The following is a 25137-nucleotide window of genomic DNA, read 5'->3' as shown; positions in this document are numbered from 1 at the left end:
ACGGCAGAGCCGTCCATCCTACGCCAGCTTGGCCAGCACGCCCTCGATCGCGGCCACCGTCGCCGGCTTGGTGAGGTGCTCGTCGAACCCGGCCTCGCGCGTGCGCGCCCGGTCGGCTTCGCCGCCCCAGCCGGTCAGGGCGACCAGCCGGGTGGCGTCGAGGCGAGGGTCGCGCCGGGCCGCCTGCGCTACCTCGTAGCCGGACATGCCGGGCATGCCGATGTCGAGGAACACCACCTGCGGCAGCATGGCCGTCATCATGCGCAGTGCCTGGTGGCCGTCGTTGGCCACCGCGACCTCGTGCCCCATCATGCCGATCAGCGCCCCCAGGGTCTCGGCGGCGTCGCGGTTGTCGTCCACCACCAGTACGCGCAGGCGCGATGACGCGGCGCTTGCGGCCTCCGACTGCGCCACCGGCGCCGCAGCGGGTGCTTCCCCAGCCGCCGGCCGGGCCAGCGGCAGCCGCACCGTGAACACGCTGCCCTGGCCGGTACCGCCGCTGGCCGCCGTGATCGAGCCGCCATGCAACTGCACCAGGCTGCGCACCAGCGACAGCCCGATACCGAGTCCGCCCGGGATGTGCTGGGCGTGCTGCGACACCTGGGTGAACATCTTGAAGACCTCGTCGAGCGCCTCGGGCGGGATGCCGATGCCGTTGTCCGACACCGCGATCAGGGCGGTGTCGCCGTCGCGCTCGGCCGCCAGCACGATGGCGCCGCCGCGCGGCGTGTACTTGGCCGCGTTGTTGAGCAGGTTGCTGATCACCTGCGTGATGCGGGTAAAGTCGGCGTGCAGCGTCAGCGGCGCGGCCGGCAGCCGCACGTCGAGTTGGTGGCGTGCGCCTTCGATCAGCGGCATGCTGGTCTCGACCGCGGCGTTGAGGACGTCGGCGAGGTCGATCAGGGCCGGTTTCAGGTCGACCTGGCCGCGCGTGATGCGGGCGATGTCGAGCAGGTCGTCGACCAGGTGCACCAGGTGGTCGAGCTGGCGGTCCATGATGTCCTGCACGCGCGCGATCGCCGCCGGGTCGGCCTTGGCGCGGCGCATCAGCTGCAGGCCGCTGCGGATCGGCGCCAGCGGATTGCGCAGCTCGTGGGCGAGGGTGGCCAGGAACTCGGTTTTCAGGCGGTCCTGCTCGGCGAGGTCGTCGGCCAGGCGGCGCAATTCGACTTCGGTGCGGCGCCGTTCGGTGATGTCGCTGAACAGCACCACCACGCGGTGGCTGCCGGGCGCACCCACGCGCGCCGCGTACACGTCGTACCAGCGTCCGAGGCCGGCGGCCTCGTTGACGAAGCGTTCCGGCTCGCCGGTCCGGGCCACCCGGCCATAGGTGTCGAACCAGTGCTGCTCGTGGGTCGGATTCAGCGCGCGCACGGTGTGGCCGACGGCGTCCTTCAGGCCGGTATGGCGCTCGAACGCCTGGTTCACCTCGAGGAAGCGGTAGTCGCAGGGCTTGCCGGTGGCGTCGTACAGCATCTCGATCAGGCAGACGCCGTCGTCGACCGACTCGAACAGGGTGCGGTAGCGCTCTTCGCTGGCCTGCAGGCGCGCCTCGGATTCCTTTTGCAAGGTGGCGTCGATCACCACGCCGCGTACCCGCGCCGCGCCGCGCCCACCGCGCTCGACCCGGCCGCGCGCCAGCAACCAGCGCCAGCCGCCGCTGAAGGTGCGCACGCGGAAGGTGGCGTCGTAGGGCGCGCCGGTTTCCAGTGCATGGCGCAGGCGCGTTTCGGTCGGCGCCAGGTCGTCGGGGTGGACGGCGTCGAAATAGCGCGACAGCGGGGCGCCGTCGGCGGTTTCCGGGTCCAGTCCGAACAGTTCGGTCATGCGCAGGTCGCCGGTGACGCGATCGCGCACGACGTCCCAATCCCACACCGCGACTTCGGCGCTGGCGATGGTCGATTCGAGGCGGGCGCGGGTTTCCTGCAGCGCCGCCTCGGCGCGGCGCCGCTTGGCCGCGCTGGCGTAGGCTTCCAGGAAGAAGCTGGCCTTGGTGCGTAGGATCGGCACCGAAACCGGATCGTGGAGCACGGCCAGCGCGCCGGCTTCAAATACTGACTCCAGCGAAAATGGCGGATTCGGCGGGATGCCGTGCACAAGCAGCGGCGTGTGCGGCAGGCGCCCGCGCAGTTCGCGCACGCTGGCGAACATGGCATCGACGTTGCCCGAATAGCCGGCCAGGATCAGTGCGAAGCCGTCGCTGCCGGCATGCACCAGGGCTTCTTCGAGGCTGCGGGCGCGTATCAGTTCGTAGCCCAGTTCGGCGGCAACGCTGCCGACCGCCGGATCCGGTACCGGCCGGTCGCACAGGAACAGGACACGGCCGTGGTCGTGATCAATCATGGGGCCTCCCGGCGCGCAGGAGGACGGGCAAGGCCGGCTGAAGGCCGAGTGCTGCGAGATACATGTATATATTGTCAGAGTGGTCAGCCTGGCTGCGACTGTAGGAGGACTCGGAGTGAATGTCAATTACCGCACGGGCTGTCGGGTGCGTGCCAGCGCCTGCGGTTTCCGGTAGGATGAGCCGCCTGAGGACCGCAATCGAACATCGGAGGAGACCATGGACACAGCAAGCCCGCGCACCGACTATGACGTAGCCGCCATCATGGGCGGCTTGTACGGTGACGGCATCATCGCCTGCAAAGGCGCCTTCAGCCGCGAGTGGGTCGGGCGCCTGAAGCAGGACATCGAAGGCCTGTTCGCGGAGGCCCGCCGCAGCCCGCGCGGCGCGCTCGAACGCGGCCCGAACCGGTTCTACGTCGAGGTGCATCCGGAACGCCTGTCCGGCTTCGTCGACATTGTGAATCACCCGTGGGTGGTGGCGGTATGCTCGGCGGTGCTGGGGCCGGACTACAAGATCGTCGAGGCCGGCTTCGACATTCCGTTCCCGGGCGCGATGCACCAGCCCTGGCACCGCGACTTCCCGGCGCCGCCGGAAACCCTGGTGGGGCGGCGCCTGAATTCGCTCGCCTTCAACATCACCACGGTCGACGTCACCGAAGAGATCGGGCCGTTCGAGATCGCCCCCGGCACCCAATGGGACGACCTGGCGGACGGCGACCCGATGTTCCCGGACAAGTCGCACTATGCGCGCTACGAGGCGCGCGCCCAGCGCAAACTGCCGCAAGTGGGGGACATCTCGGCGCGCTCGGCGCTGGCCATCCACCGCGGCACCGCCAACCGTTCCAACCAGTCGCGTCCGGTATTCGTGCTGGGTGTCGATGCACCGGACGGGCGCAACGCCGACAAGCACGACCTGCAGGTGACGCAAGACTACTGGGACGCGCTGCCCGAGGCCGTGCGTTGCCACCTGCGCTGCCGCATCGTGCCGGAACTGGAGAGTATCGAGCAGGCCCATACGATCGAAGGCCTGCGCATGGGCGTCACGATGTAGCGCCGTCGTCCTTCAGCGAATCGGCGAGGGCGTCCGAGGCGATGCCCTTGGGCGCCTTGCCGACCTGGCGTGCCATGTCGCCCTGCTGGTCGAGGTTGACTTCCTCGGCCACGTTGAATTGGCCATCATCCTTGCCATCGGGCGGGAGCAGGTTTTCCGAGCGGTCTTTATCCTGTTGGGTCGGTGCAGTCATTATTGCCTCCTTTGCATGTTTCGATGGCCCATTATGTGCCCGGCCCCATGCGGGAGGGCGCACGCTAGGACTTGTCGCGGCGCAATGGCAGGTTCTTTTCCAGGATCGCCCACAGGATCAAGCCGTACGCCAGCAGCCGCACCAGGTAGTGCAGCGGCGACTCTTCGTGCTCGTCGTAGGTCAGCGTGGTGACGATGCGGTGCACGCCCTCGATCCCGAAGGACAGCGCGAAATACAGGAAGAAACGGTCCTTGGTATTGCGCCAGAAGCGCAGGAAAAACAGCCCGATGATGAGCGAGGCCATGGCGATCATGCCGGTAACGAGGTCGGGCACGGTCACTCCTTTTCGTAGATCAAGCCGTACAGCAGCAACAGCATGGCGATGAGGGCCGCGCCCTGGCGTACCGGCAGCAGGTAGACGTCGGGGAAGACGATCTTGTCGAGCACCAGGAATACATTGTTGATGGTCATCGCCACGAACGAGGCACCGCTCCAGAACAGCAGGCGGTGGCGGGTGCGGCGGTAGGCGGCCAGCAGCAGCCAGGCGCAGGCCAGCGAAGTGAGCGTGCACAGCACGTAGATGGTAACCGCCACTTAGGAGTCCTTTCGCCATTTGAAGGCGTTGGCGAACTGTTGCGCCTTGCGATCGAGGGAAGAGTGGATGAGCAGGGTGACTTCGACCAGATGGGTCGCATACAGGTCGGCCAGGCGGTCGATGCGGGTGCGCAGCGCGGCGCCGTCCGGTGCATAGCGATAGGAATCGGTGTGAGGCGGCGGGCAGGGCGCCGCCATCCCGGCCGCGCACAGGTCGGCCAGCAATCCGTCCGCCGTCTTTTCGCGCACGTAGAGGCGCTGGGCGAGCGTGTCCTTGCGCCACTGGCGCGCCGGGTCGGCATGCATCAGCAGCAGGGCTTCCAGGAAGGGAACGGTGGGAATACTGGTCAGCACGAAGCGCCGGATGTCCTCGGGAATGGATGGCTTGTCCACTGCCAATCTATTTGCTCAAATCTATTTAACTTTTAGAAATGAGAATTTTATAGTATTCGGCCTGGAAATGGCGAGTGGATTTCAAGCGTGCGCACTGTATATCTGAACAGCCTCATGCGGTAACGCAAGGAAGGGTCATATACAATGGCAGGTCGTTTGATCTTATCGAGTGAATATGTTTCAGAAGTTAATTGTCCGCGCCGTATTGATGGCCGGATTGCTGGCCGCAACAGCGGTCCAGGCCCAGGATGCCTCCTGCCCGGTGCACTACGTCGGCGGACGCGCACCCCAGATCACCAATCCCCGGTTGGCCCAGCAGACCCGCCCGCTGTGCTTCAACGTGTTCGGGGTCATGCATTCGGGCGTGACCCGTACCCCGCTGTGGTCGGCCGAGCACCTGCGCGCCGACAACGTCGAGGCGGCCCAGGACCTGTCGCGCGAGAATTCCTTCCACGCCGAGCCGCGGCTGCCGCCGGCCCAGCGCGCCGAACTGGCCGATTACGCCCGCAGCGGCTTCGACCGCGGCCACATGGCGCCCAATGGCGACATGCCGGACCGCAGCAGCCAGCGCGACAGCTTCAGCCTGGCCAACATCGTGCCCCAGGACGGCGAGAACAACCGCTACGTATGGGCCGCGATCGAGGGCGCGGTGCGCAAGATGGCGAAGCAGGAGGGCGACCTGTACGTGATCACCGGCCCGGCCTTCCTGGGGACCAACCTGCGCCAGGTCGGCAAGGTGCTGGTGCCGTCGCACCTGTACAAAGTCGTGTACAGTCCGCGCCAGAAAGCCGGTGCCGCATGGTTCATCGAAAACCAGGCGGATGCCAAGCCGAACGTGATACCGATCACGGAACTGGAACGCATCATCGGCATCAACCTGCTGCCGGCACTCGCCGAGCGCGACAAGGAACGCATGCTGCGCCTGCCGAAAATCCGCGACAACGGCGGCAAGCGCAAGCGCGACCGCGACTGATCACTGTACCTGTAGAGGATCCCATGACTGCCAAGAACCCCAAATTTGCTCCTTTCGACAATGAAGCCGACGTCGTCGAGATCGGCCGCCTCGCGCTCGAGAACCGGCTCGACCGCATCACCGTGTCCGGCGACCTCGACCTGACTGCCGACAAGGCTGGCCTGGAACAGGCGCGCCTGCTGCACGACCTGCTGGGCAAAGTGGTGGCCAGCCTGGAAGCGAAGGACTTGCCCGACCATCTGCCGCCGCCGGAAGTCAAGACGGTAGCCAACCCGTTCGGCTGAGCACGGCGCACGCAATGGCAGAGCGCAAGCCGCTTGAGTCCGCTCTGCCACGGCGCCCATGGACCCATCCGTGCGCGCGCTAACTAAAACCTTGATTTCACGGGCTTTTCAGCCCGTTTTTTATTTCTCCGAACCCAGCTTTGAGGGCTGATCCGTATTGATTATTTCCGCGCGTCTAGGGTGTGCGCTGACGGGCCGCTTTGGAGTAATCTCAATTGCTCCAACGCCGTGACCAGGAGCCGAATCGTGACCATTGATCCATCGCAACTCAACCAGGAAAAGCAGGAACCGATCGTGGTTCCCGTCTACCAGGAGGAGGCATGGGTCGAGAAGCACGCTGTCGACACTGGCCGCGGCGTGCGCATCCACAAGACTGTCGCCGAGCACCCTGTCCGGATCGACGAACGCCTGTTGCGCGACGACGTGGAAGTCAGCCATGTCCCGGTGGACCGTATCGTTCCGCTGGACCAGGCGCCTGCCACCCGTTACGAAGGCGACACGCTGGTGGTGCCCATCCTCGAGGAAGTGCTGGTGGTCGAACGCCGCCTGCGCATCAAGGAAGAGCTGCGCATCACCAGGCACCGGCGCGAGGAGCACCACGCTGAAACTGTCCTGCTCAAATCGGAGCAGATCAGCGTGGAGCGCTTCGACGAGCACGGCGACAAACCATCAACGTGATACCTATCATCGGAGGAACCATCATGCAACATACTCTTGTAGCGGTTTTCGACAACCGTAGCGACGCCCAGAGCGCCATGGACGAACTGTTGGCATCCGGCTTCTCGCGCACCGACGTGAATGTCTCGAGCGCCGACCCGACCGGCCAGACCAGCAGCCTGAGCGGCGACGTGCCGGGCATCGACCAGACCCACGAGGAAGGCATCGGCGCTTCGATCAAGCATTTCTTCACCGGCCTGTTCGGTTCCGACAGCGACACCAACGCGTCGCGCTATTCGGACGCGGTCACCCGTGGCCACCACGTGCTCACGCTGACCACCCAGTCCGAGCCGGAAGTCGAGCGCGCCGCCGACGTCATCGAACGCTTCGGCCCGGTCGACATCGACGAACGCCATGACCTGACCGGCAGCGCCGCCAGCCTGGGCGCCGGTGCCTACCAGCCGCAGTCGTCCTCGCTCGGTTCCAGCTCGATGGCCGGCGCCTCGATGCAATCCGGTTCGCAATCGCTGTCGCAGCAATCGGCACTGCCGCCGGGCACCGAGCCGGGCTCGCTGCAGGGTTCGCAGGACAACAACCTGTACTTCGGCACCCAGAACACCGGCGACAACGTCCCGCGCGACACCTCCACCTTCCAGGAAACCCAGGGCCGCTCGCTGCAATCGGGCGACCTTGACGACGGCATCGGCCGCGACGCTGACCAGCTGCGTTCGTCGCCCGGCTCGCTGCAGGGCACCGCATCGCTGCAAGGCTCGAACGACGCCTCGCTGGGCGGCACCGCCATCACCAGTGGCCAGTCGATGCAGCGCGACCTGTCGCAGTCGTCGGACAGCACCTCCCGCGCCATCCCGGTGGTGCAGGAAGAACTGAAAGTCGGCAAGCGCGAAGTCCAGCGCGGCGGCGTGCGCGTTTTCTCGCGCGTCGTCGAAACCCCGGTCGACCAGACCATCGGCCTGCGTGAAGAGCACGTGAACGTCGAGCGCCGCCCGGTCGACCAGCCGATCAGCAGCGCCGACGCCGCCTTCAAGGAGCAATCGATCGAGCTGCGCGAAACCGCCGAGGAAGCCGTGGTGCAGAAATCGGCCCGCGTGGTCGAGGAAGTCCTGGTCGGCAAGGAAGTCTCGCAGCGCCAGGAACAGATCCACGACACCGTGCGCCACACCGAGGTGCAGGTCGAAAACCTGGCCGGCGATACCACCATGGGCGCCTCGCGTGCCAGCGGCCTGGGCAGCGACGACGCTTGGCGCAAGGACTGGGACAGCAATTATTCCAGCCTGGGCGGCAGCTACGACGACTATGCGCCGGCCTACCGCTACGGCAACGAAATGCGCAGCAGCTCGCAGTACAAGGACCGTGACTGGAGCGACGTCGAATCCGACCTGCGCAGCAACTGGGAATCGCGCAATGCCGGCGGCCCGTCGACCTGGGAGAAATTCAAGGCCGCGGTGCGCCATGGCTGGGACAAGATCACCCCGGACATGGACGATGACGATTCCTACTATCGCAACCACTACAGCACCCAGTACGCCACCAGCGGCGACACCTACGACTCGCTGGCACCGGCCTACGGCTACGGCACCGAAGCGCGCCGCAACCCGAAATACCAGGGCCGCAACTGGGACGACGTCGAATCCGACCTGCGCACCGACTGGGACAGCCGCTATCCGGGCACCAGCGGCGTCTCGACCTGGGACAAGATGAAGGCCGCGGTGCGCCACGGCTGGAACAAGATGACTTCCTGAGCCCTATCAGCCGCGTAAGCGGCAGGAAATGCAGAACGCCGGCACCCGCCGGCGTTTTTTTGCTCGTTTCTGCTTATTGTGGCGGCTCCGGCGCCACCGGCAGGCTGATCCGGTTGCGTCCCATGTGCTTGGCACGGTACAGGGCGGTGTCCGCGATCGCGACCAGGTCGCTGGCGCTGTTCTCGGGCGAGGCGAGGGCGGTCGCCGCCCCGATCGATACCGTCACGTGTTCGCCCGGCGCCATCCGGTTGGGCACCTGCAGCTGCTCGACCCGGGTGCGGATGCGCTCCGCCACCACGGCTGCGCCCTTCAGCGACTGGTTCGGCAGGATCACCGCGAATTCCTCGCCGCCGTAGCGCGCCACCAGGTCGTTGGCGCGCATCTCGCTCGAGACGGCGGTGGCGATACGCTTCAGGCACTCGTCGCCGCCGAGGTGGCCGTTGGCGTCGTTGTAGGCCTTGAAGTTGTCGACGTCGACCATCAGCAGCGATAGCGGCTGGCGCTGGCGCAGCGCGCGCGCCCACTCCGCATGCAGGGTTTCGTCGAAACAGCGGCGGTTGGCCAGGCCGGTCAGGCCGTCGCGCGTGGCCAGCTGCTCGAGGGCGAGCTGGGCCTGCTTTTCCTCGGTCAGGTCGCGCAGGGTCTGGACCACCGCGCTCAGCTTGCCGCGCTCGTCGAAGATCGGGCTGGCATCGGCGGCCAGGTAGCGGCGCTTGCCGATGCGCGGCATGTCGCACCAGCTTTCGGCCGACAGGTGCGCGCCCGACGCATGGATCGAACCCGGGCGTAGATGCAGCTGGGCGACGTCGCCGCCGCGCTCCTGGATCAGCTGGTCGGCCAGCGTCGGCCGTTGCTGGTCGAAAAAGCTGCGCCAGTGCTCGCGGGTGCCGATGACTTCGCTTGATGGCACGCCGGTCAGGCGTTCGCAGGCCCGGTTCCAGATCATGACGCGCGACGTCGCATCGAGCACGAACACAGGGATCGCCAGCATTTCCATCAACTGGTGGGCGAAGGCCCGATCCGGATTGGTGCTCGTGGTATCCATGAGCCGCTGCAAGGTCGTGGTACTTGTCATGTGCCGTCCTCGGTCTGTCGGTTGGAGTGTTGCTGACAAGAACCGATTTTGCTTCACGGCAGATAGCGCCCTATTGATCTAGAACAATAGGGGACAAACGCAATGGGCGATGCTCCAGCGCCGTTGCTGGCGCCGGACAGGGCGGGCAGGACCGCGGGGCAGCTCGCTCAGCCTGCCTCAGCGGTGCGCGCGGTCTGCCGTACCGCCTTCGCGACCAGTTCCAGGCGCGTGCGCAGCATTTCGATGCGCGCTGCTGCCGCAGGGTCGGCCGCGCCGTTCTGCATCTGCATCAGCTCGGCCTGGACCAGCCCCAGCTGGCCGACCGGATCGTGGCGCAAGCCGATACCGCCCTGGCCGCTGACACGGGCCAGCAACTGGTCGGCCTCGAGCAGCGCGGCATCGGCACGGCTGCGCGCGCTGCGGGCGCGGCACTGGTCGGCTTCGACACGCACCGCACTGTCTTCGCTGCGCACGCGTCGGTACAAGGTGCCAATCATGGCCGTGACCGCCACCAGCAGCAGCACACTGGCGTGCAGCACGCCCGAGCCGGCTTCCCAACCGGCGCCGAGCATGACTGCCTGCCACATGGCGAACAGGACCAGGACACCGAGGGCAGCGTGCAGCGTGGGGTGCTTGAGTGTCTTCATGGTGGACCTTTCGACCAAGGTTTAGGACGAATGCGTTAGGACGATTCCGTATAGAGATTACGATTTTCCTTTGCGAAATATGTTGCCTATTCTCAACAGTCATGCGTAGGCCTTGTTCGGCCGACCGTCGTAGTCGAAATCGGCGGGTCTTCTGCAGGCGCGGCTGCACACGCTATAATGGAAGGTTGACGAGAAGCCTGAGCGAAACTTACTGTGACTTACAGCATCAAAGAGATTTTCTATACCCTGCAGGGCGAAGGCGCCCATGCCGGGCGTCCGGCCGTGTTCTGCCGTTTTTCCGGCTGCAACCTGTGGACCGGCCGCGAAAGCGACCGTGCGACCTCGATCTGCCAGTTCTGCGACACCGATTTCGTCGGCACCGACGGCGAGCGCGGCGGCAAGTTCAAGGATGCCGCCACCCTGGCTGCCGAGATCGACGGCCTGTGGCCCGCCACCTATGCGGCCAGCAAATACGTCGTGTTCACCGGCGGCGAGCCGCTGCTGCAGCTGGATCCGGCCCTGATCGAAGCCATGCACGCGCGCGGCTTCACGATCGCCATCGAGACCAACGGCACGCTGCCGGTACCGGATGGCGTCGACTGGATCTGCGTCAGCCCGAAGATGGGCAGCAAGCTGGTGGTCGGCAAGGGCAACGAGATCAAGGTCGTGATCCCGCAGGCGGGCCAGGACCTGGCCGCCTACGAAGGCCTCGATTTCGACAACTTCTACGTCCAGCCGATGGATGGCCCGCTGGCGGCCTTCAACACCAAGCTGGCAATCGAGACCTGCCGCCGCAATCCCAAGTGGAAGCTCAGCATCCAGACCCACAAACTCCTGCAAATCCCCTGACCGCAACACGGACCCGACCCCTACATGCTCACGATTACCCGCAAACTCGAATTCGATGCCGGCCACCGCATTCCCGACCACAAGAGCCAGTGCCGCAACCTGCACGGCCACCGCTATACCCTGGAGATCACGCTGACCGGCGCCGTCATCGATGTCGAAGGCAATTCCGACAATGGCATGATCATGGACTTTTCCGACATCAAGGCCCTGGCGAAAGAGCACCTGGTCGACGTGTGGGACCATGCCTTCCTGGTGTACGAAAAGGATGAGGCGGTGCACGGCTTCCTGCAGTCGCTGCCGGGTCACAAGACGGTGGTGATCGACCGTATCCCGACCGTGGAAAACCTGGCCCAGGTGGCCTGGAACATCCTGAAAGCCGCCTACGCCGATCGCTACGGCACCGGCCTGCGCCTGCAGAAGCTGGTCCTGCACGAGACCCCGAACTGCTGGGCCGAAATCACCGAGGGTTGAGCCATGCCTGACACCGCGCTGCCTGCCACCAACATCCTGCCTGCCGACGCCGACGCCGACGCCGACGCGGCCGCCCCGTGCGCGGTCGATCCGGCCGACGCCCGCTACATGGGCCTGGCCCTGGCCGAGGCGCGCAAGGCCTGGCGGGAAGGCGAGGTGCCGGTCGGCGCCGTCGTGGTCAAGGACGGCGAGGTGATCGCCACCGGCTACAACCAGCCGATCGGCCGCCACGATCCGACCGCCCATGCCGAGATCATGGCCCTGCGCGCCGCCGCCGACAAGCTCGGCAACTACCGCCTGCCGGGCTGCGAACTGTACGTCACGCTGGAGCCGTGCGCGATGTGCTCGGGCGCCATGATGCATGCGCGCCTGGCACGCGTGGTGTACGCCGCCGGCGACCCCAAGACCGGTGTCTGCGGCTCGGTGCTGGACCTGTTCGCGCTCGAGGAACTGAACCACCACACCAGGGTCGACGGCGGGGTACTGGCCGACGAGGCCGCCGCCATGCTGCGCGGCTTCTTTGCCGAACGCCGCGCCGCCCGGCGCGCGCCGGCCGCAGCGCCCGACGCCGCCGCGGTCACGTCCGCCATCGAGGGCAGCGGCGCCTGAGGCCGGCCGGCCCGCATCCGATTGGTCGCCGGCTTGCGCCCATAAGCTGGTAAAAATGCTATGCTGGATTTCGAGTCGCATGGTGCGGCCGCCGAGCCTTCCTGAATCCAGCCGATATGCCCAGTCTGAATGCCAACGGCATCCGCATCGCCTTCGATACCGCGGGCGATCCGAAATCCGTCCCACTCCTCTTGATCAACGGGCTGGGACTGCAGCTCAGCGCCTGGCCCGACGAATTCGTCGACGGCCTCGCCGACCTCGGCTTCTACGTCATCCGCTTCGATAACCGCGACTGCGGCCTGTCCACCAAGTTCGAGCATGCCGGCACACCGAGCCTGGCACTGGCCTGGCTGCGTACCAAGCTGCGCCTGCCGCTGCGCGCGCCCTATAGCCTCGAAGACATGGCCGACGACGCCATCGGCGTGCTGTCGGCGCTCGGCGTGGCGCGCGCCCACGTGGTCGGCGTGTCGATGGGCGGGATGATCGCCCAGCTGATGGCGGCCAAGTTCCCGTCGCGGGTACTGAGCCTGACTTCGATCATGTCGAGCAGCGGCCGGCGCGGCTTGCCGGGCCCGACGCCCGCCGTGCGGCGGGCGCTGGTGCGCCGTCCCGGCGCCGATGGCGACGTCGATGCCATGATCGAACACGGCGTCCAGCTGCTGCGCGCGCTGTCGAGCCCGGCGTACCCGACCGCCGAGAAGCACCTGCGGCGGCGCGTCGCGCGCGCCTTGCGCCGCAACTGCTGTCCCGGCGGAGTGGCGCGCCAGATGCTGGCCGTGACGGCCTGCGGCGACCGTACGCCGCAATTACGCACCGTGGTGGCGCCGGCGCTGGTCATCCACGGCGCCGCTGATCCACTGGTCCCGCTGGCCTGCGGCGTCGACACCGCGCGCGCCATCCCCGGCGCCCGCCTCGAAGTGATCGAAGGGATGGGCCACGACTTGCCCATCCAGCTAATGGAACGCCTGCTCGCCTTGATCGACGCCCATGCCCACGGTAAGATGGCACCCGACTCAACACCGCGGCTTTTCGTCAAACAGTGACCCTTCAACAAATCGCGCATCAAAAGCTCGGGATTGCGCTTGTGGCACCGGGCGGCTACGCGCCCGAGCCGGAGGCAATCGGCCGAGGCATCGCCCGCCTGGAAGCCCAGGGCATCCTGGTCCACAACTATTACGACCACGACGCCCGTCACCTGCGCTTCGGCGCCAGCGACGCCGGCCGCCTGGCCCAGCTGAACGCCGCCGCCGACGATCCCGACGTGCAGGTTGTGATGGCGATCCGCGGCCAGTACGGGATGAGCCGCCTGCTGCCGCAGATCGACTTCGAGCGCATGGCGGCCAGCGGCAAGATATTCGTCGGCTACTCCGACGTCACCGCTTTCCAAATGGGCTTGTATGCCAAGACGCGGGCGCTCAGCTATGCCGGACCGATGTTCGCCGGCGATTTCGGCGCCGCCGAGCCGGTCGACTTCACGCTGGACGACTTCTGGCACTGCCTGGCCGGCCCGACCCACCTCGTCTCCGGCACGGCCGCCGGCAACCCGGTGCTGGATACGAGCGGCACCGTTTGGGGCGGTAACCTGGCGATGATCATGTCGGTCGCCGGTACCGAATACTTCCCGCCGGTCGACGGCGGCATCCTGTTCCTGGAAGACATCGCCGAACACCCTTACCGCATCGAACGCATGCTGCTGCAGCTGATGCACGCCGGCGTGCTGCAGCGCCAGCGGGCGATCGTGCTGGGCGACTTTTCCGGCTACCGCCTGTCGCCGGGCGACAATGGCTACGATTTCGCGCAGATGCTGGCCTACCTGCGCCAGACCCTGCCGTGCCCGGTGCTGACCGGGCTGGCGTTCGGCCACATCCCGCGCCGGGTAACGATTCCATTCGGCGCCCAGGGCAGGCTGGTCTCGAGCGAATCCGGCTGGACGCTGACCTTATCCGACTACCCGACAATAAAACGTGGCTGATACAAGACAAAGGCGCGTGTCTAATCAATTGGCATTGGAATGCTATCGAGTTGGAGGGTGCCATGTCGAAAGAAAAGACATATAGAACCGCCACGCGCTTGATGTACTTTGGAATCGGTTCTATGGTCATGATAATGACCATGTTGAGGCCTCTCTTAAATCGGTTGACAAGAAGCAGTTACGGAGAAGCTGTCATTTTCATCGGCACAGGCGCAGTCGCTTATTTGTTCATTCTTCTGGTCTCGTTGCCTGCCGCAATTTTCTCGTGGCGAATGAGCCTTCTCGAACCCGGCTTAGAGACAACACCGGCATTCATCGGAAGAGCCATGGTCGGGTTGGCGTTGGTTCTTCCCTTCCTCATATATGCTTCTCACTCCTAGCACTCGCTGACTAATAGCTCCAGTTGACCCATCCTCCTGCTTGAGTAGGCTACCGGTGATATCTGTATCGCCGCCGGCATGAGTAGGCTACCCCGGCCGAAAGGGCGATGGTAAAATGTGCGGTTAATCAGGCGATATCATGCGAATCACGCACGTACGCCACCGCAATCAACCCTGCAGGAAGGTTTTCCCAGTGCTCAGTACAGCCAATATTACGATGCAGTTCGGCGCCAAGCCGCTGTTCGAGAACATCTCCGTCAAATTCGGCGACGGCAACCGCTATGGCCTGATCGGCGCCAACGGTTGCGGCAAGTCGACCTTCATGAAGATCCTCGGCGGCGACCTCGACCCGTCCGCCGGCAACGTGTCGCTCGACCCGGGCGAACGCCTCGGCAAGCTGCGCCAGGACCAGTTCGCCTACGAAGACGTGCGCGTGCTGGACGTGGTGATGATGGGCCACACCGAGCTGTGGGACGCGATCGCCCAGCGTGACGCCATCTATGCCAATCCGGAAGCCACCGACGACGACTACATGAAGGCCGCCGAGCTCGAGGGCAAGGTCGCGGAATACGACGGCTATTCGGCCGAAGCGCGCGCCGGCGAACTGCTGCTCGGCCTGGGTATCGGCACCGACCTGCACCAGGGCCTGATGAGCGCCGTGGCGCCGGGCTGGAAACTGCGCGTGCTGCTGGCCCAGGCCCTGTTCTCGGATCCGGACATCCTGCTGCTGGACGAACCGACCAACAACCTGGACATCCACACGATCAGCTGGCTCGGCGACATGCTGAACCAGCGCAACTCGACGATGATCATCATCTCGCACGATCGCCACTTCCTGAACTCGGTCTGCACCCACGTCGCCGACATGGACTACGGCACCCTGAAGGTGTACCCGGGTAATTACGACGACTACATGGAAGCGTCGACCCAGGCCCGCAACCAGCAGCTGGCGAACAATGCCAAGGCCAAGGAAAAGGTCGCGGAACTCCAGGAATTCGTGCGCCGTTTCTCGGCCAACAAGTCGAAGGCCCGCCAGGCGACTTCGCGCGCCAAGCAGATCGACAAGATCAAGATCGAGGAATTCAAGCCGTCCTCGCGTGCCTATCCGTTCGTGCGCTTCGAAGGCGAGAAGAAGCTGCACCGCCTGGCCGTCGAGACCGAAGGCCTGAGCAAGTCCTACGACCGCACCCTGTTCAAGAACTTCTCGATCATGGTCGAGGCCGGCGAGCGCGTCGCCATCATCGGTGCCAACGGTGCGGGCAAGACCACGCTGCTGCGCTCGATCGGCGGCCACGAAGTCACCGGCCTGGACGCCGACACCGGCCGCATCAAGTGGGCCGAGAATGCGAATCCGGGCTACATGCCGCAGGATCCGACCGAGGAATTCGCGACTGACGCCAACCTGACCGACTGGATGGGCCAGTGGACCCAGGAAGGCGACGACGACCAGGCGGTGCGCTCGATCCTGGGCCGCCTGCTGTTCGGCGGCGACGAAGTCAAGAAATCGGTGCGCGTGCTGTCCGGCGGTGAAAAGGGCCGCATGATGTACGGCAAGCTAATGCTGGGCCGCCACAACGTGCTGATGCTCGACGAGCCGACCAACCACATGGACATGGAATCGATCGAATCGCTGAACGTGGCGCTGGATAAATATGCCGGCACCCTGATCTTCGTCTCGCACGACCGCGAGTTCGTGTCCTCGCTCGCAACCCGCATCCTCGAGGTAAAGGAAGACCAGGTGGTGGACTTCCAGGGCAATTACGAGGATTATCTGCGTAGTCAAGGCCTGAACTGATTTACCGTTGGTTGAACGCGTGGACGGCAGAGCCGTCCACCCTACGAAAGCGCATGCGTTACGGTAGGGTGGACGGGTTTCCCGTCCACGCGTCCATTTAAATTTGATGACATCGCCATGAATACCATTGCCCCCATCAAGACCTTCGAATACGACCGCCCGGTCGGCGGCGTCTGCTCGACCGCCGAGGCCTGGGCCCGCACGCCGTCCCCGCTCGAGATCGCCGAAAAGAACGCCCTCAAGGAGCGCATCCGCACGCTGCTGAAGGAACGCGAAGCCGTGCTGGTCGCCCACTACTACGTGGACGCCGACCTGCAGGACCTGGCCGAGGAAACTGGCGGCTGCGTCTCGGACTCGCTGGAAATGGCGCGCTTCGGGCGCGACCACCCGGCCAAGACCCTTGTCGTGGCCGGCGTGCGCTTCATGGGCGAGACCGCGAAGATCCTGAGCCCGGAAAAGACCATCCTGATGCCGGACCTGGATGCCACCTGTTCGCTCGACCTGGGCTGCCCGGCCGATGAATTCGCGGCCTTCTGCGACCAGCATCCGGACCGCACGGTCGTCGTGTACGCCAACACCAGCGCCGCCGTCAAGGCGCGCGCCGACTGGATGGTAACCTCGTCGATCGGGCTCGACATCGTCGAAGCCCTGCACAAGGAAGGCAAGAAGATCCTGTGGGCACCGGACCGCCACCTCGGTTCCTACATCCAGAAAAAGACCGGCGCCGACATGCTGCTGTGGCAGGGTTCCTGCCTGGTGCACGACGAGTTCAAGGGCATCGAACTCGACCTGCTGCGCGCCGAATACCCGGATGCGAAGGTGCTGGTGCACCCGGAGTCGCCGAGCAACGTGGTCGAGCAGGCCGACGTGGTCGGTTCGACCACCCAGCTGATCAACGCTGCCCAGACCATGGATGCGACCCATTTCATTGTCGCCACCGACAACGGCATCCTGCACAAGATGCGCATGGCGGCGCCGGGCAAAACCCTGATCGAAGCGCCGACCGCCGGCAACAGCGCCACCTGCAAGAGCTGCGCGCACTGCCCGTGGATGGCGATGAACGGCTTGCAGAACCTGGCGGACGTGCTCGAGAAGGGCAATAACGAAATCTTCGTCGATCCGGAAACCGGCCGCCAGGCCAAGCGCGCGATCGACCGCATGCTCGATTTCGCGGCCGCGAAAAAGGCGAAAGCGCTGCCGACCGGCGCGCTTGAAAAAGAAACCGCACTGTTTAATGGGATCGGCCCGGCATGACGAATCTTCGCAATCCCTTTGCCGACGAAGGCAAGTTCGACGAAAAGCTGCAGGCCGCGTTCGAACAGAACCTGCTGGCTGCGCTGCTGGAAGACGTTGGCAGCGGCGACCTGACCGGCAAGCTGGTACCCGAGCAGCCGCGCGCCAAGGCACGCGTGATCGTGCGCGAGCAGGCCGTGCTGTGCGGCGCGCCCTGGTTCGAAGGCATCATGCTGGCGATCGACCAGGATATCGAGATCGACTGGCACTATGCCGAAGGCGACCTCATGGCCGCCGACTCGCCCGTCTGCACCATCGAAGGCTCGCCGCGCTCGCTGCTGACCGCCGAGCGCTCGGCGCTGAACTTCCTGCAGCTGCTGTCGGGCGTGGCCTCTGCCACCCGCACCTACGTCGACGTGGTCGCGGGCACCGGTGCGCAAATCCTCGACACCCGCAAGACCATGCCCGGCCTGCGCCAGGCGCAAAAGTATGCGGTGCGCGTGGGCGGTGGCGCCAACCAGCGCATGGCGTTGTATGACGGCATACTGATCAAGGAAAACCATATCGCGGCCGCGGGCGGCATCACGGCGGCGCTGCAGGCGGCGACGGCGCTGGATGCCGGCGTCACCATCCAGGTCGAGGTCGAGTCGATCGCCGAGCTGGAAGAAGCGCTGGCGGCCGGCGCCGTCTCGATCCTGCTGGATAATTTTGACCTCGACATGATGCGCGATGCGGTGCGCATCAATGGCGGCCGCGCTTCCCTGGAAGCTTCCGGCGGCATCAACATGCAGACCGTGCGCGCGATCGCCGAGACCGGCGTCGCCCGCATCTCGATCGGCAGCCTGACCAAGGATGTGCGGGCGACCGATTATTCGCTGCGCATCATCGCCTGAGCATCGCTTGAGCAGCGGCGCCTGGCACCCTCATCCGGATGAGAACGGCAAGCCTGTCCTCATCCGCCAACCCAGTCTGCCGACGCCATCGGCGACCTGGGCCGATCCGGCGTGCATCGCGACCGTGATTCCGGGCGGCGACATGCCGGCCGTGCTGAACGGCATCGCGGTGTCCGCACAGCCCTTGACCTTGCCGGCCGACGCCGAGGCGATTGCCGAGCCGCCGTTCGTGCTGCCGCCGGGGATGCGGGCCGCCGCCGGGGCGGTCGTGGTCGAGGATGACGGCCGCGTCTGGCTGGTATCGCCGAGCAATGGCTTCGGCGGCTACAGCGCGACCTTTCCGAAGGGCCGGCTCAACGCCGGCGGCACCCTGCAATACACGGCCGTGCGCGAAGTGTTCGAAGAATCGGGGCTGGTGGTGCGCCTGGAGGCTTATCTGCTCGACGTCAGCCGCACCCAAACCCATTCACGCTACTACCTTGCGCGTCGTGTCGGCGGCAATCCGGCGCAAATGGGCTGGGAGAGCCAGGCCGTGCACCTGGTGCCGGCGGCGCGGTTGCAGGAAGTGGCCGTGCATCCGAACGATGTTGCGATCATCCGCGCCGTCAGCGCATGTATTTTGCGCGCTCTTTCGCGCGACACTTCGCGTGACGCATCACGCTAATTAGACGCCGACTTCGCCCGCAGCCCTGGCCAACGCTTCCGCTTGCGGATCGCGCCGGTACCGGGTTTCGCCGGCCTGGGCCGCAATCGATTCCACCGCCGCCAGCACCTTGTCCGGATGGGCATAGTGCGTCATGTGGCCGACGCCGGGCTGCAAGTGCAGTTCGCCGTGGGGCAGGCGTTCGCCGAGCCGCTCCGCGTTGTGGCCGAAGTCGACCACCTTGTCGTGGGTGCCGGCGATCACGGCCACCGGCATCTTCAGTTCCGCATAGCGTCCGGCCAGCGCCTTGGCGGCCGGGATCATGAGTGCACTGTCGGCGGCGCTGGCACGCAACTGCTTTGGCCTCAGCAGCATCCAGATGGGGGTACGCTGGAAGCGCGCATCGACCGGCTGCGGCGAAAACACGGTCTTGGTAAGCGGCCGCCACAGCATGCGCGCGGCCAGCGGCGACACCGTGTAGCGCATCAGGTCGCCCAGCAGCGGCAGCGCCGGCCACGAAACCAGAGGCACATCCGCGCGCCAGCTCGGATAGTAATAGCCGGACAGCAGCACCAGGCCGCGCACGAAGCCGGGCACCTCGAGCGCCATCGACAGCGCGACCAGCGTCCCCCAGGAATGGCCGAGCACGATGGCGGAGTCGACGCCGATGTCCTGCAGCGCATGGCGCAGCAGGCGCGCCTGCGCTTGCGGCGTCCACACCCGGCTGCGCGGACGCTCGCTGTAGCCGAAGCCGGGACGGTCGAAGGCGATCACGCGGTAGTGCGCAGCAGCCTTGTCCAGCAGCCCACTGTTTTCGAAATCATTGGCCATCACACCATTGCCGTGCAACAGCACCAGCGTCGGTCCGCTGCCGCGCTCGATGTAATGCAGGCGTACGCCATCGACCTCGATGAAGCGGCCGCGCGGCGGATTGTCGGCTTCGGCGCGCCGGGTATGGGCCCGCACGTAGAGGAACGATGCCGCCAGGCCGATGCCTGCCAGCAGCAGGCCGCCGTATGCCTTGCCGGGCTTGCGCAAGAAGGTGTGCAAATCGCTGTTCATGGACGCATCCTCACCGCGCTCACGGATGAACGCTCATAAATGACCGCCATCGAGCGGCAGCGACGGCATCTCGCTTGGACGCCGGCCGGCGCCCAGGAGTTGCAGCGCCAGCGGCAATACGCGTTCGCTCGAGTCTTCGATTTTGATATCGAGCAGGTCATCGGCACGGGTGCGCCCGAGATTGATGGCGGCGATCGGCTTGCCGCTGGCCTGGGCCATGCGGCAGAAGCGGAAGCCCGAATACACCATCAGCGAGGAACCGACCACCAGTAAGGCGTCCGCGCGTTCCATCTGCGCCAGCGCGATGGTCGTACGTGCCGGCGGGACGTTGTCGCCGAAAAAGACCACGTTCGGCATCAGGGTGCCGCCGCAGCAGGTGCACCAGGGCAGGCGGAAATCGGCCAGCTCGGTCGGTTCCACCGAGGCGTCGCCATCCGGCAGCGGGGTCGCGTTGGCGCCAAGCATCTGCGGGTTGGCATCTTCCAGTTGCTTCTGGATAAAGGCGCGCGGAAACAGCGCCGCACACTCCAGGCACACCACCGTGTGAATATTGCCGTGCAGCTCGAGCACGGCGTGGCTGCCGGCCTGGCCGTGCAAGCCGTCGACGTTCTGGGTCAGCACCGAGCCGATGCGGCCGATGGCTTCCAAGCCGGCGATTGCGACGTGGCCGGCATTCGGCCGGGCGCGCGACAGCACCGGCCAGCCGATCATGCTGCGCGCCCAGTAGCGGCGCTGCACGAATTCGGACTTGCGAAAATCCGGGCCGTGGATCGGCGGCTTGCCGCGCCGGGTGCCGTCGCGGTCGCGGTAGTCGGGGATGCCGGAGGCAGTCGAGAGTCCAGCCCCGGTCAGGACCAGGGCGTGCGGATGGCGGTCGAGGAATTCGGCGATCCTGGCCGCATGGTCGTGGGTATTAAATGCTTCGGCCATCATAGGTTCTCCTTCGCATGTGATCGTATCATTTTGGGCGCCACCGATGACGCCCGAGTGACGGATCAGCGACGCGTGGAGACGGCGATCCCGCCGACGATCAGCGCAAAGGCCAGGGCGTGGTAGGCATGTGGTGATTCACCGAGGAAAGCCGACGACAGCAAGGCGGCGAACAGCGGCGTCAGGTTGACGAAGAACGCGCCGACGCTGGGTCCGGCGCGGCCGACGCCTACGCCCCACAGCGCATAGGCCAGCACCGCCGGCCCCAGGGCCACGAACAGCAGCGCCGCCAGTACCGGTCCGCTCCACACGATCAGATGCGCACCGAGCGACCACTCGACCCCGCTGAACAGGCCCGACCACAGCAAGCCGTAGGCCACCTGGGCCAGCAGGAAGGCGGCCCAGTCGCCGCGCAGGGCCGGCACATCCTTCGACTGCAGCAGCATCCAGCTGTAGAACGACCAGGCAATGGTCGCCAGGATCATGTACAGGTCGCCCGCGACCAGGCGCAGGCCCAGCAGCTGGTGGACGTCGCCGCGGCACAGCACGACCAGCACGCCCAGGATCGACAGCACCGCGCCCGCCACCTGCCAGCGGCGCACGGCGACGCCGAAGAACAGGCGCCCGACCAGCATCATCCACACCGGCATCCCGGAGGCGACCAGGGTGACGTTGATCGGCGTCGAGCTCTGCAGCGCTAGGTATTGCAGAGAGTTGTACATGCCAATGCCCAGCAGTCCCAGCAGCGCGTAGCGGCGCCAGTGTAGCAGGACGCCGCTGCCGGTACGGAAGGCGGCGCGTCCGAGCGGCACCAGCACCGCCATGGCAATCGCCCAGCGCAGCAGGTTGAGGGTCATCGGCGGCACCGCCTCGCGCACCAGGCGGCCGACGATGGCGTTGCCGGCCCACATCAATGGTGGGACGCTCAGCAGCAGGATCGTCGACGGGCTCAGCTTCTGGGTATTGTGCGGCGCCGTCATCAGTGCCTGCGCGGGGTCAGGACGCTCGGCAAGGCCTTGGGCAGCGTGTCCGGATAGTCGCGCGAATAGTGCAGGCCGCGGCTTTCATGGCGCGACAGCGCGCTGCGCACGATCAGGCCGGCGACTTCGACCAGGTTGCGCAGTTCGAGCAGGTCGTTGGTGACGCGGAAGTTGCGGTAGTACTCGTCGATCTCTTCCTTCAGCAGCTTGATGCGGTGCTGGGCGCGTTCCAGGCGCTTGGTGGTACGTACGATGCCGACGTAATTCCACATGAAGCGGCGCAGCTCGTCCCAGTTGTGGGCGATGACGACTTCTTCGTCGGCATTGGTGACGCGGCTCTCGTCCCACGGCGGCAGCTGCGGCGACTCCAGCGGCGGGGTGGCGGCGATCTGGTGCGCGCAGGCGCGGCCGACGACTAGGCATTCCAGCAGCGAGTTGCTGGCCAGGCGGTTGGCGCCGTGCAGGCCGGTATAGGCGGTCTCGCCGACCGCGTACAAGCCTGGGATGTCGGTACGGCCGGCCATGTCGGTCACCACGCCGCCGCAGGTAAAGTGCACCGCCGGCACCACCGGGATCGGTTCCTTGGTGATGTCGATGCCCAGCTCCAGGCAGCGCGCATAAATGGTCGGGAAATGTTCCTGGATGAACTCCGCCGGCTGGTGGGTGATGTCGAGGTGCACGTAATCGAGGCCGCGCTTCTTCATCTCGAAGTCGATGGCGCGCGCCACCACGTCGCGCGGGGCCAGTTCGCCGCGCTCGTCATGGGCCGGCATGAAACGGGTGCCGCCGGCCGCGCCCGCCTCCGGCGGCAGTTTCAGCAGGCCGCCTTCGCCGCGCACCGCTTCGCTGATCAGGAAGGATTTCGCGTAGGGGTGGTACAGGCAGGTCGGGTGGAACTGGATGAACTCCATGTTCGACACGCGGCAGCCGGCGCGCCAGGCCATGGCGATGCCGTCGCCGGTGGCGGTGTCCGGGTTGGTCGTATATAAATAGACCTTGCCGGCGCCGCCGGTGGCCAGCACGGTGTGCTCGGCTTCGAAGGTCAGCACCTTGCCGTTGGCCTCGTCCTGTACGTAGAGTCCATGGCAGCGCGGCTGGCCCACCAGCGCCGGCGCACCGCTGTGTACGCCGGTCGGGGTCAACTTATCCGAGGTGATGACATCGATCGCGCAGTGATGCTCGAACAGTGTGATGTTCGGATGCGCGCGCACCTTCTGTTCCAGCGTCACCTGCACGGCGTGGCCGGTGGCGTCGGCGGCATGGATGATGCGGCGCTGGCTGTGGCCGCCTTCGCGGGTCAGGTGGAACCCGAGCTCGGCCGTCTCATCGCGGGTAAACGGCACGCCTTGCTCGATCAGCCATTCGATCGCTTCGCGGCCGTGCTCGACGATGTAACGGGTGGCCGTCTCGTCGCACAGGCCGGCGCCAGCGACCAGGGTGTCGGCGATATGCTGGTCGTGGCTATCGCCGGAATCGAGCACGGCGGCGATGCCGCCCTGGGCCCAGTTGCTGGCGCCGTCCAGCAGTGCGCGCTTGGAGATGATCGCGACCTTGCGCGTTTGGGCCAGGTGCAGGGCCACCGACAGGCCGGCCAGGCCGCTGCCGACGATTGCTACATCAAATTTCATGTCTCTGGTGTAGGCCCGCACGGGTGTCGGCGTGGCCAATACGTTAATTGTAAGGAGGCATCACTATAGACGATTCGGTGGAGCTTGGACACCGCCTCACGACTCGCGGCCGCCATCGGGGGCGTCGAAGCCGGGCGCTGCCGGCCTGGCGCCGGCGTCGAGACGGTGGGTCAGCGTATCGATCAGGGTATCGTACACCGCCAGGTAGTCGCGTGCCATGGCCGGCATGCTGTGGCGCGCGATGACCTGGCTGCGCGCGCGCGCACCATGGCGTACGGCCATTTCAGGGATGCGGCAGTAGTCGGCTATTGCCGAGGCCAGCAGTTCGGGCGCCATCGGCGGCACCAGGATGCCGGTAAAGCCCGGGTGCACCAGCTCGGTATTGCCGCCAACCGCGGTGGCCACCACCGGCAGGCCGCTCGCCATCGCTTCCAGGATCGCGTTCGAGCGGTCTTCGGCCAGCGAGGGCAGCACGAACAGGTCCATCGCCCGCATCAGCTGGGCCAGGTCGGCGCGGGTGCCCGGCAGCCAGGCACGCTGGGCGGCGCCGGCGCGATTGAGCAGGGCCTGGCACGCCGCGCGCGCGGGACCGTCGCCGACGATCAGCAGGCGCAGCCGCGCATGGGCGGGGTGTGGCGAAGCGATCAGGCGCAGGAAGGCTCCGACCAGTGTCGCATGATTGGCGGTATCGTCCATGCGGCCGACGCTGCCGATGACGAAGGCATTGTCGTGCATGAAGCCGGGCGGACCCACCGCCGCGGCCGGGCCCAGGCGCGGGTGGAACTGGACGCTATCGACCCCGTTCGCGATCTGCGACACGCGGGCCGGCTCGGCACCGACGGACTCCACCAGCCACTGCTCGAGGTCGCTGCTGACGGCGATGAAATGGTCGATGAAGGGACACAGCAGCCGCCGCAGCAGCAAGCCCGGCAAGCGCCTGCGGCTGCGCTCCGGCATGGCGGTGCCGGCGGAATCCCCTCGCTGGCGCCCGTGCTCGGCATGTACCCGCAGCGGCACCCCGGCGAGGGCGGCAATGATCTGCGCTTTGAGGCCGGACCGGTTGCGGGTGTGGATCAGGTCGGGCTGCAGGCGGCGCAGCACGCGGAACATGCGCAGGTAGTGCAGCGGATCGCGGCCCTCGGCCTTGTTCAGGTTGACGACGTCGACGCCGTGCTCGCGGATCCCGGCCTGGTAGTCGCCGCGGTCATGCAGGCAGACGATGGCGTGGCGGTAGCGCTCGGGCGGCAGGTGCCGGATCAGGTTGAGCAGGCCGTTCTCGAGATCGGCACTGTCCAGGCCTTCCACGAGGTGCACGACGAGTCGTGCAGGTCCGCCCGTTGCGGACATGGGAATCCCGGCAGGATGATTGGCGCCCATGTTTCATCCGTCAGCCTGCGGTACAGGACGTGCGGCAGGTGTACGGGGGCCGGCGCAGGGAATGGCGCGCGCTTGCCGTGGCTGTGCTTGCATGGCGGTCGGGGCGGATCATGTGGGGGCTGCTCCATGCTCGTTTGGCGGCGGCGATGCGCACGGCAATCTGGCGCATGGCTCCATTATATTGCGCTGCCGTCCGGCATTTTTCCCGCTCTCCGAGACCGTTGACTCGTCTCAAAAATTGCTTCGATAGGGCGATCGCACAGCTGTTTGCAGGCTGCGGATCAGGACATACCGTGCCATTCGCGCCATGGTTCGCCGCCGCACGGACGCGGCATCTGATTGTGC

The 25137-nt window shown here is 66.1% G+C and carries 27 protein-coding genes; 15 read left to right on the top strand and 12 right to left on the bottom strand.

Going from position 1 to position 25137, the window contains the following annotated elements; genetic code table 11:
* Positions 1-18: 18 nt before the first annotated feature.
* Positions 19-2343: a hybrid sensor histidine kinase/response regulator gene (locus U1H99_RS11000; protein WP_323141765.1), complete on the bottom strand. Its 2325-nt coding sequence runs from the start codon at positions 2341-2343 to the stop codon at positions 19-21.
* 217 nt (positions 2344-2560) lie between these two features.
* Here U1H99_RS11000 and U1H99_RS10995 point away from each other — a divergent pair, with 217 nt between their 5' ends.
* Positions 2561-3394, top strand: coding sequence for a phytanoyl-CoA dioxygenase family protein (locus U1H99_RS10995; protein WP_323141764.1), 834 nt, complete (start codon positions 2561-2563; stop codon positions 3392-3394).
* Here U1H99_RS10995 and U1H99_RS10990 read toward each other — a convergent pair.
* The 4 genes from U1H99_RS10990 to U1H99_RS10975 all read right to left on the bottom strand — a co-directional run bounded on the left by U1H99_RS10990 (position 3384) and on the right by U1H99_RS10975 (position 4574).
* Positions 3384-3587: a hypothetical protein gene (locus tag U1H99_RS10990; RefSeq protein ID WP_323141763.1), complete on the bottom strand. Its 204-nt coding sequence runs from the start codon at positions 3585-3587 to the stop codon at positions 3384-3386. The two genes, U1H99_RS10995 and U1H99_RS10990, sit on opposite strands and share 11 nt — an antisense overlap.
* Positions 3588-3651: 64 nt before the next feature.
* Entirely contained in the window at positions 3652-3921 is a 270-nt protein-coding gene (locus tag U1H99_RS10985; RefSeq protein WP_323141762.1) for a DUF5985 family protein, read from the bottom strand.
* Positions 3922-3923: 2 nt separating this feature from the next.
* Positions 3924-4181: a DUF5985 family protein gene (locus tag U1H99_RS10980; RefSeq protein ID WP_141830034.1), complete on the bottom strand. Its 258-nt coding sequence runs from the start codon at positions 4179-4181 to the stop codon at positions 3924-3926.
* Entirely contained in the window at positions 4182-4574 is a 393-nt protein-coding gene (locus tag U1H99_RS10975; RefSeq protein WP_323141761.1) for a hypothetical protein, read from the bottom strand. It lies immediately after the preceding gene.
* Between the two features lie 175 nt (positions 4575-4749).
* Here U1H99_RS10975 and U1H99_RS10970 point away from each other — a divergent pair, with 175 nt between their 5' ends.
* The 4 genes from U1H99_RS10970 (at position 4750) to U1H99_RS10955 (ending at position 8248) form a co-directional block, all read left to right on the top strand.
* Positions 4750-5547, top strand: a complete 798-nt coding sequence (locus U1H99_RS10970; protein WP_323141760.1) for a DNA/RNA non-specific endonuclease — start codon at positions 4750-4752, stop codon at positions 5545-5547.
* Between the two features lie 23 nt (positions 5548-5570).
* Positions 5571-5831, top strand: a complete 261-nt coding sequence (locus U1H99_RS10965; protein ID WP_323141759.1) for a hypothetical protein — start codon at positions 5571-5573, stop codon at positions 5829-5831.
* A 246-nt stretch (positions 5832-6077) separates the two neighbouring features.
* Complete coding sequence (locus tag U1H99_RS10960) at positions 6078-6509, top strand: YsnF/AvaK domain-containing protein (protein WP_323141758.1); 432 nt, start codon at positions 6078-6080, stop codon at positions 6507-6509.
* 23 nt (positions 6510-6532) lie between these two features.
* The gene (locus tag U1H99_RS10955; protein WP_323141757.1) at positions 6533-8248 is read left to right on the top strand and encodes a DUF2382 domain-containing protein; all 1716 of its coding nucleotides are present in this window, start codon (positions 6533-6535) and stop codon (positions 8246-8248) included.
* A 73-nt stretch (positions 8249-8321) separates the two neighbouring features.
* Here the strand turns inward: U1H99_RS10955 and U1H99_RS10950 are convergent, their stop codons facing one another.
* Together U1H99_RS10950 and U1H99_RS10945 are read right to left on the bottom strand one after the other, a co-directional pair.
* Positions 8322-9293 (bottom strand): sensor domain-containing diguanylate cyclase, encoded by a 972-nt coding sequence (locus U1H99_RS10950; protein WP_323141756.1) that lies wholly within the window; start codon positions 9291-9293, stop codon positions 8322-8324.
* 197 nt (positions 9294-9490) lie between these two features.
* The gene (locus U1H99_RS10945) at positions 9491-9970 is read right to left on the bottom strand and encodes a hypothetical protein (protein WP_323141755.1); all 480 of its coding nucleotides are present in this window, start codon (positions 9968-9970) and stop codon (positions 9491-9493) included.
* A gap of 213 nt (positions 9971-10183) precedes the next feature.
* Between U1H99_RS10945 and queE the strand changes: the two genes are divergently transcribed.
* From queE to U1H99_RS10895, 10 genes are all read left to right on the top strand, one after another.
* Positions 10184-10819 (top strand): 7-carboxy-7-deazaguanine synthase, encoded by a 636-nt coding sequence (gene queE, locus U1H99_RS10940; protein ID WP_323141754.1) that lies wholly within the window; start codon positions 10184-10186, stop codon positions 10817-10819.
* A gap of 24 nt (positions 10820-10843) precedes the next feature.
* Positions 10844-11290 carry a 6-carboxytetrahydropterin synthase QueD gene (gene queD, locus U1H99_RS10935; RefSeq protein ID WP_323141753.1) on the top strand — a complete coding sequence of 149 codons (447 nt, stop codon included), beginning with the start codon at positions 10844-10846 and terminating at the stop codon, positions 11288-11290.
* 108 nt (positions 11291-11398) lie between these two features.
* Positions 11399-11899 (top strand): tRNA adenosine(34) deaminase TadA, encoded by a 501-nt coding sequence (gene tadA / locus U1H99_RS10930; RefSeq protein WP_323142106.1) that lies wholly within the window; start codon positions 11399-11401, stop codon positions 11897-11899.
* A gap of 116 nt (positions 11900-12015) precedes the next feature.
* Positions 12016-12942: an alpha/beta fold hydrolase gene (locus U1H99_RS10925; protein ID WP_323141752.1), complete on the top strand. Its 927-nt coding sequence runs from the start codon at positions 12016-12018 to the stop codon at positions 12940-12942.
* Positions 12939-13871: a muramoyltetrapeptide carboxypeptidase gene (ldcA, locus tag U1H99_RS10920; RefSeq protein ID WP_375341597.1), complete on the top strand. Its 933-nt coding sequence runs from the start codon at positions 12939-12941 to the stop codon at positions 13869-13871. Before U1H99_RS10925 ends, ldcA begins: the two co-directional genes overlap by 4 nt.
* A gap of 62 nt (positions 13872-13933) precedes the next feature.
* On the top strand, positions 13934-14251 hold the full coding sequence (locus U1H99_RS10915) for a hypothetical protein (protein ID WP_323141751.1): 318 nt from the start codon (positions 13934-13936) through the stop codon (positions 14249-14251).
* 193 nt (positions 14252-14444) lie between these two features.
* On the top strand, positions 14445-16046 hold the full coding sequence (locus tag U1H99_RS10910) for an ABC-F family ATPase (RefSeq protein WP_323141750.1): 1602 nt from the start codon (positions 14445-14447) through the stop codon (positions 16044-16046).
* Between the two features lie 117 nt (positions 16047-16163).
* Positions 16164-17300 carry a quinolinate synthase NadA gene (gene nadA, locus U1H99_RS10905; RefSeq protein WP_323141749.1) on the top strand — a complete coding sequence of 379 codons (1137 nt, stop codon included), beginning with the start codon at positions 16164-16166 and terminating at the stop codon, positions 17298-17300.
* Entirely contained in the window at positions 17297-18172 is an 876-nt protein-coding gene (gene nadC, locus U1H99_RS10900) for a carboxylating nicotinate-nucleotide diphosphorylase (protein ID WP_323141748.1), read from the top strand. Before nadA ends, nadC begins: the two co-directional genes overlap by 4 nt.
* 7 nt (positions 18173-18179) lie before the next feature.
* Positions 18180-18836: an NUDIX hydrolase gene (locus U1H99_RS10895; protein ID WP_323141747.1), complete on the top strand. Its 657-nt coding sequence runs from the start codon at positions 18180-18182 to the stop codon at positions 18834-18836.
* On the opposite strand, the gene U1H99_RS10890 is transcribed toward U1H99_RS10895, so the two are convergent.
* The 5 genes from U1H99_RS10890 to U1H99_RS10870 form a co-directional block, all read right to left on the bottom strand.
* The gene (locus tag U1H99_RS10890; RefSeq protein WP_323141746.1) at positions 18837-19877 is read right to left on the bottom strand and encodes an alpha/beta fold hydrolase; all 1041 of its coding nucleotides are present in this window, start codon (positions 19875-19877) and stop codon (positions 18837-18839) included.
* Positions 19878-19910: 33 nt separating this feature from the next.
* Positions 19911-20807: an NAD-dependent protein deacetylase gene (locus tag U1H99_RS10885; RefSeq protein WP_323142104.1), complete on the bottom strand. Its 897-nt coding sequence runs from the start codon at positions 20805-20807 to the stop codon at positions 19911-19913.
* Positions 20808-20872: 65 nt separating this feature from the next.
* Positions 20873-21787 carry a DMT family transporter gene (locus U1H99_RS10880; RefSeq protein ID WP_323141745.1) on the bottom strand — a complete coding sequence of 305 codons (915 nt, stop codon included), beginning with the start codon at positions 21785-21787 and terminating at the stop codon, positions 20873-20875.
* Complete coding sequence (gene nadB, locus U1H99_RS10875) at positions 21787-23415, bottom strand: L-aspartate oxidase (protein WP_323141744.1); 1629 nt, start codon at positions 23413-23415, stop codon at positions 21787-21789. The genes U1H99_RS10880 and nadB overlap by 1 nt, the downstream gene beginning before the upstream one ends.
* Before the next feature lie 96 nt (positions 23416-23511).
* Complete coding sequence (locus U1H99_RS10870; protein ID WP_323141743.1) at positions 23512-24729, bottom strand: TIGR03088 family PEP-CTERM/XrtA system glycosyltransferase; 1218 nt, start codon at positions 24727-24729, stop codon at positions 23512-23514.
* Positions 24730-25137: the final 408 nt, after the last annotated feature.

This window comes from Massilia phyllosphaerae (genome assembly GCF_034659755.1).
GTDB lineage: Bacteria > Pseudomonadota > Gammaproteobacteria > Burkholderiales > Burkholderiaceae_D > Telluria > Telluria phyllosphaerae.
The sequence above is the reverse complement of the archived record's forward strand: the minus strand, read 5'-3'. Positions and strand labels throughout refer to the sequence as shown.

Excerpts from the sequence above, each read along its gene's own strand:
- U1H99_RS11000 (WP_323141765.1), bottom strand. The coding sequence starts at position 2,343 with ATGATTGATCACGACCACGGCCGTGTCCTGTTCCTGTGCGACCGGCCG.
- U1H99_RS10995 (WP_323141764.1), top strand. The coding sequence starts at position 2,561 with ATGGACACAGCAAGCCCGCGCACCGACTATGACGTAGCCGCCATCATG.
- U1H99_RS10990 (WP_323141763.1), bottom strand. The coding sequence starts at position 3,587 with ATGACTGCACCGACCCAACAGGATAAAGACCGCTCGGAAAACCTGCTC.
- U1H99_RS10970 (WP_323141760.1), top strand. The coding sequence starts at position 4,750 with ATGTTTCAGAAGTTAATTGTCCGCGCCGTATTGATGGCCGGATTGCTG.
- U1H99_RS10965 (WP_323141759.1), top strand. The coding sequence starts at position 5,571 with ATGACTGCCAAGAACCCCAAATTTGCTCCTTTCGACAATGAAGCCGAC.
- U1H99_RS10955 (WP_323141757.1), top strand. The coding sequence starts at position 6,533 with ATGCAACATACTCTTGTAGCGGTTTTCGACAACCGTAGCGACGCCCAG.
- U1H99_RS10950 (WP_323141756.1), bottom strand. The coding sequence starts at position 9,293 with ATGGATACCACGAGCACCAATCCGGATCGGGCCTTCGCCCACCAGTTG.
- U1H99_RS10945 (WP_323141755.1), bottom strand. The coding sequence starts at position 9,970 with ATGAAGACACTCAAGCACCCCACGCTGCACGCTGCCCTCGGTGTCCTG.
- queD (WP_323141753.1), top strand. The coding sequence starts at position 10,844 with ATGCTCACGATTACCCGCAAACTCGAATTCGATGCCGGCCACCGCATT.
- tadA (WP_323142106.1), top strand. The coding sequence starts at position 11,399 with ATGGGCCTGGCCCTGGCCGAGGCGCGCAAGGCCTGGCGGGAAGGCGAG.
- U1H99_RS10925 (WP_323141752.1), top strand. The coding sequence starts at position 12,016 with ATGCCCAGTCTGAATGCCAACGGCATCCGCATCGCCTTCGATACCGCG.
- U1H99_RS10915 (WP_323141751.1), top strand. The coding sequence starts at position 13,934 with ATGTCGAAAGAAAAGACATATAGAACCGCCACGCGCTTGATGTACTTT.
- nadA (WP_323141749.1), top strand. The coding sequence starts at position 16,164 with ATGAATACCATTGCCCCCATCAAGACCTTCGAATACGACCGCCCGGTC.
- nadC (WP_323141748.1), top strand. The coding sequence starts at position 17,297 with ATGACGAATCTTCGCAATCCCTTTGCCGACGAAGGCAAGTTCGACGAA.
- U1H99_RS10890 (WP_323141746.1), bottom strand. The coding sequence starts at position 19,877 with ATGAACAGCGATTTGCACACCTTCTTGCGCAAGCCCGGCAAGGCATAC.
- U1H99_RS10885 (WP_323142104.1), bottom strand. The coding sequence starts at position 20,807 with ATGGCCGAAGCATTTAATACCCACGACCATGCGGCCAGGATCGCCGAA.
- U1H99_RS10880 (WP_323141745.1), bottom strand. The coding sequence starts at position 21,787 with ATGACGGCGCCGCACAATACCCAGAAGCTGAGCCCGTCGACGATCCTG.
- nadB (WP_323141744.1), bottom strand. The coding sequence starts at position 23,415 with ATGAAATTTGATGTAGCAATCGTCGGCAGCGGCCTGGCCGGCCTGTCG.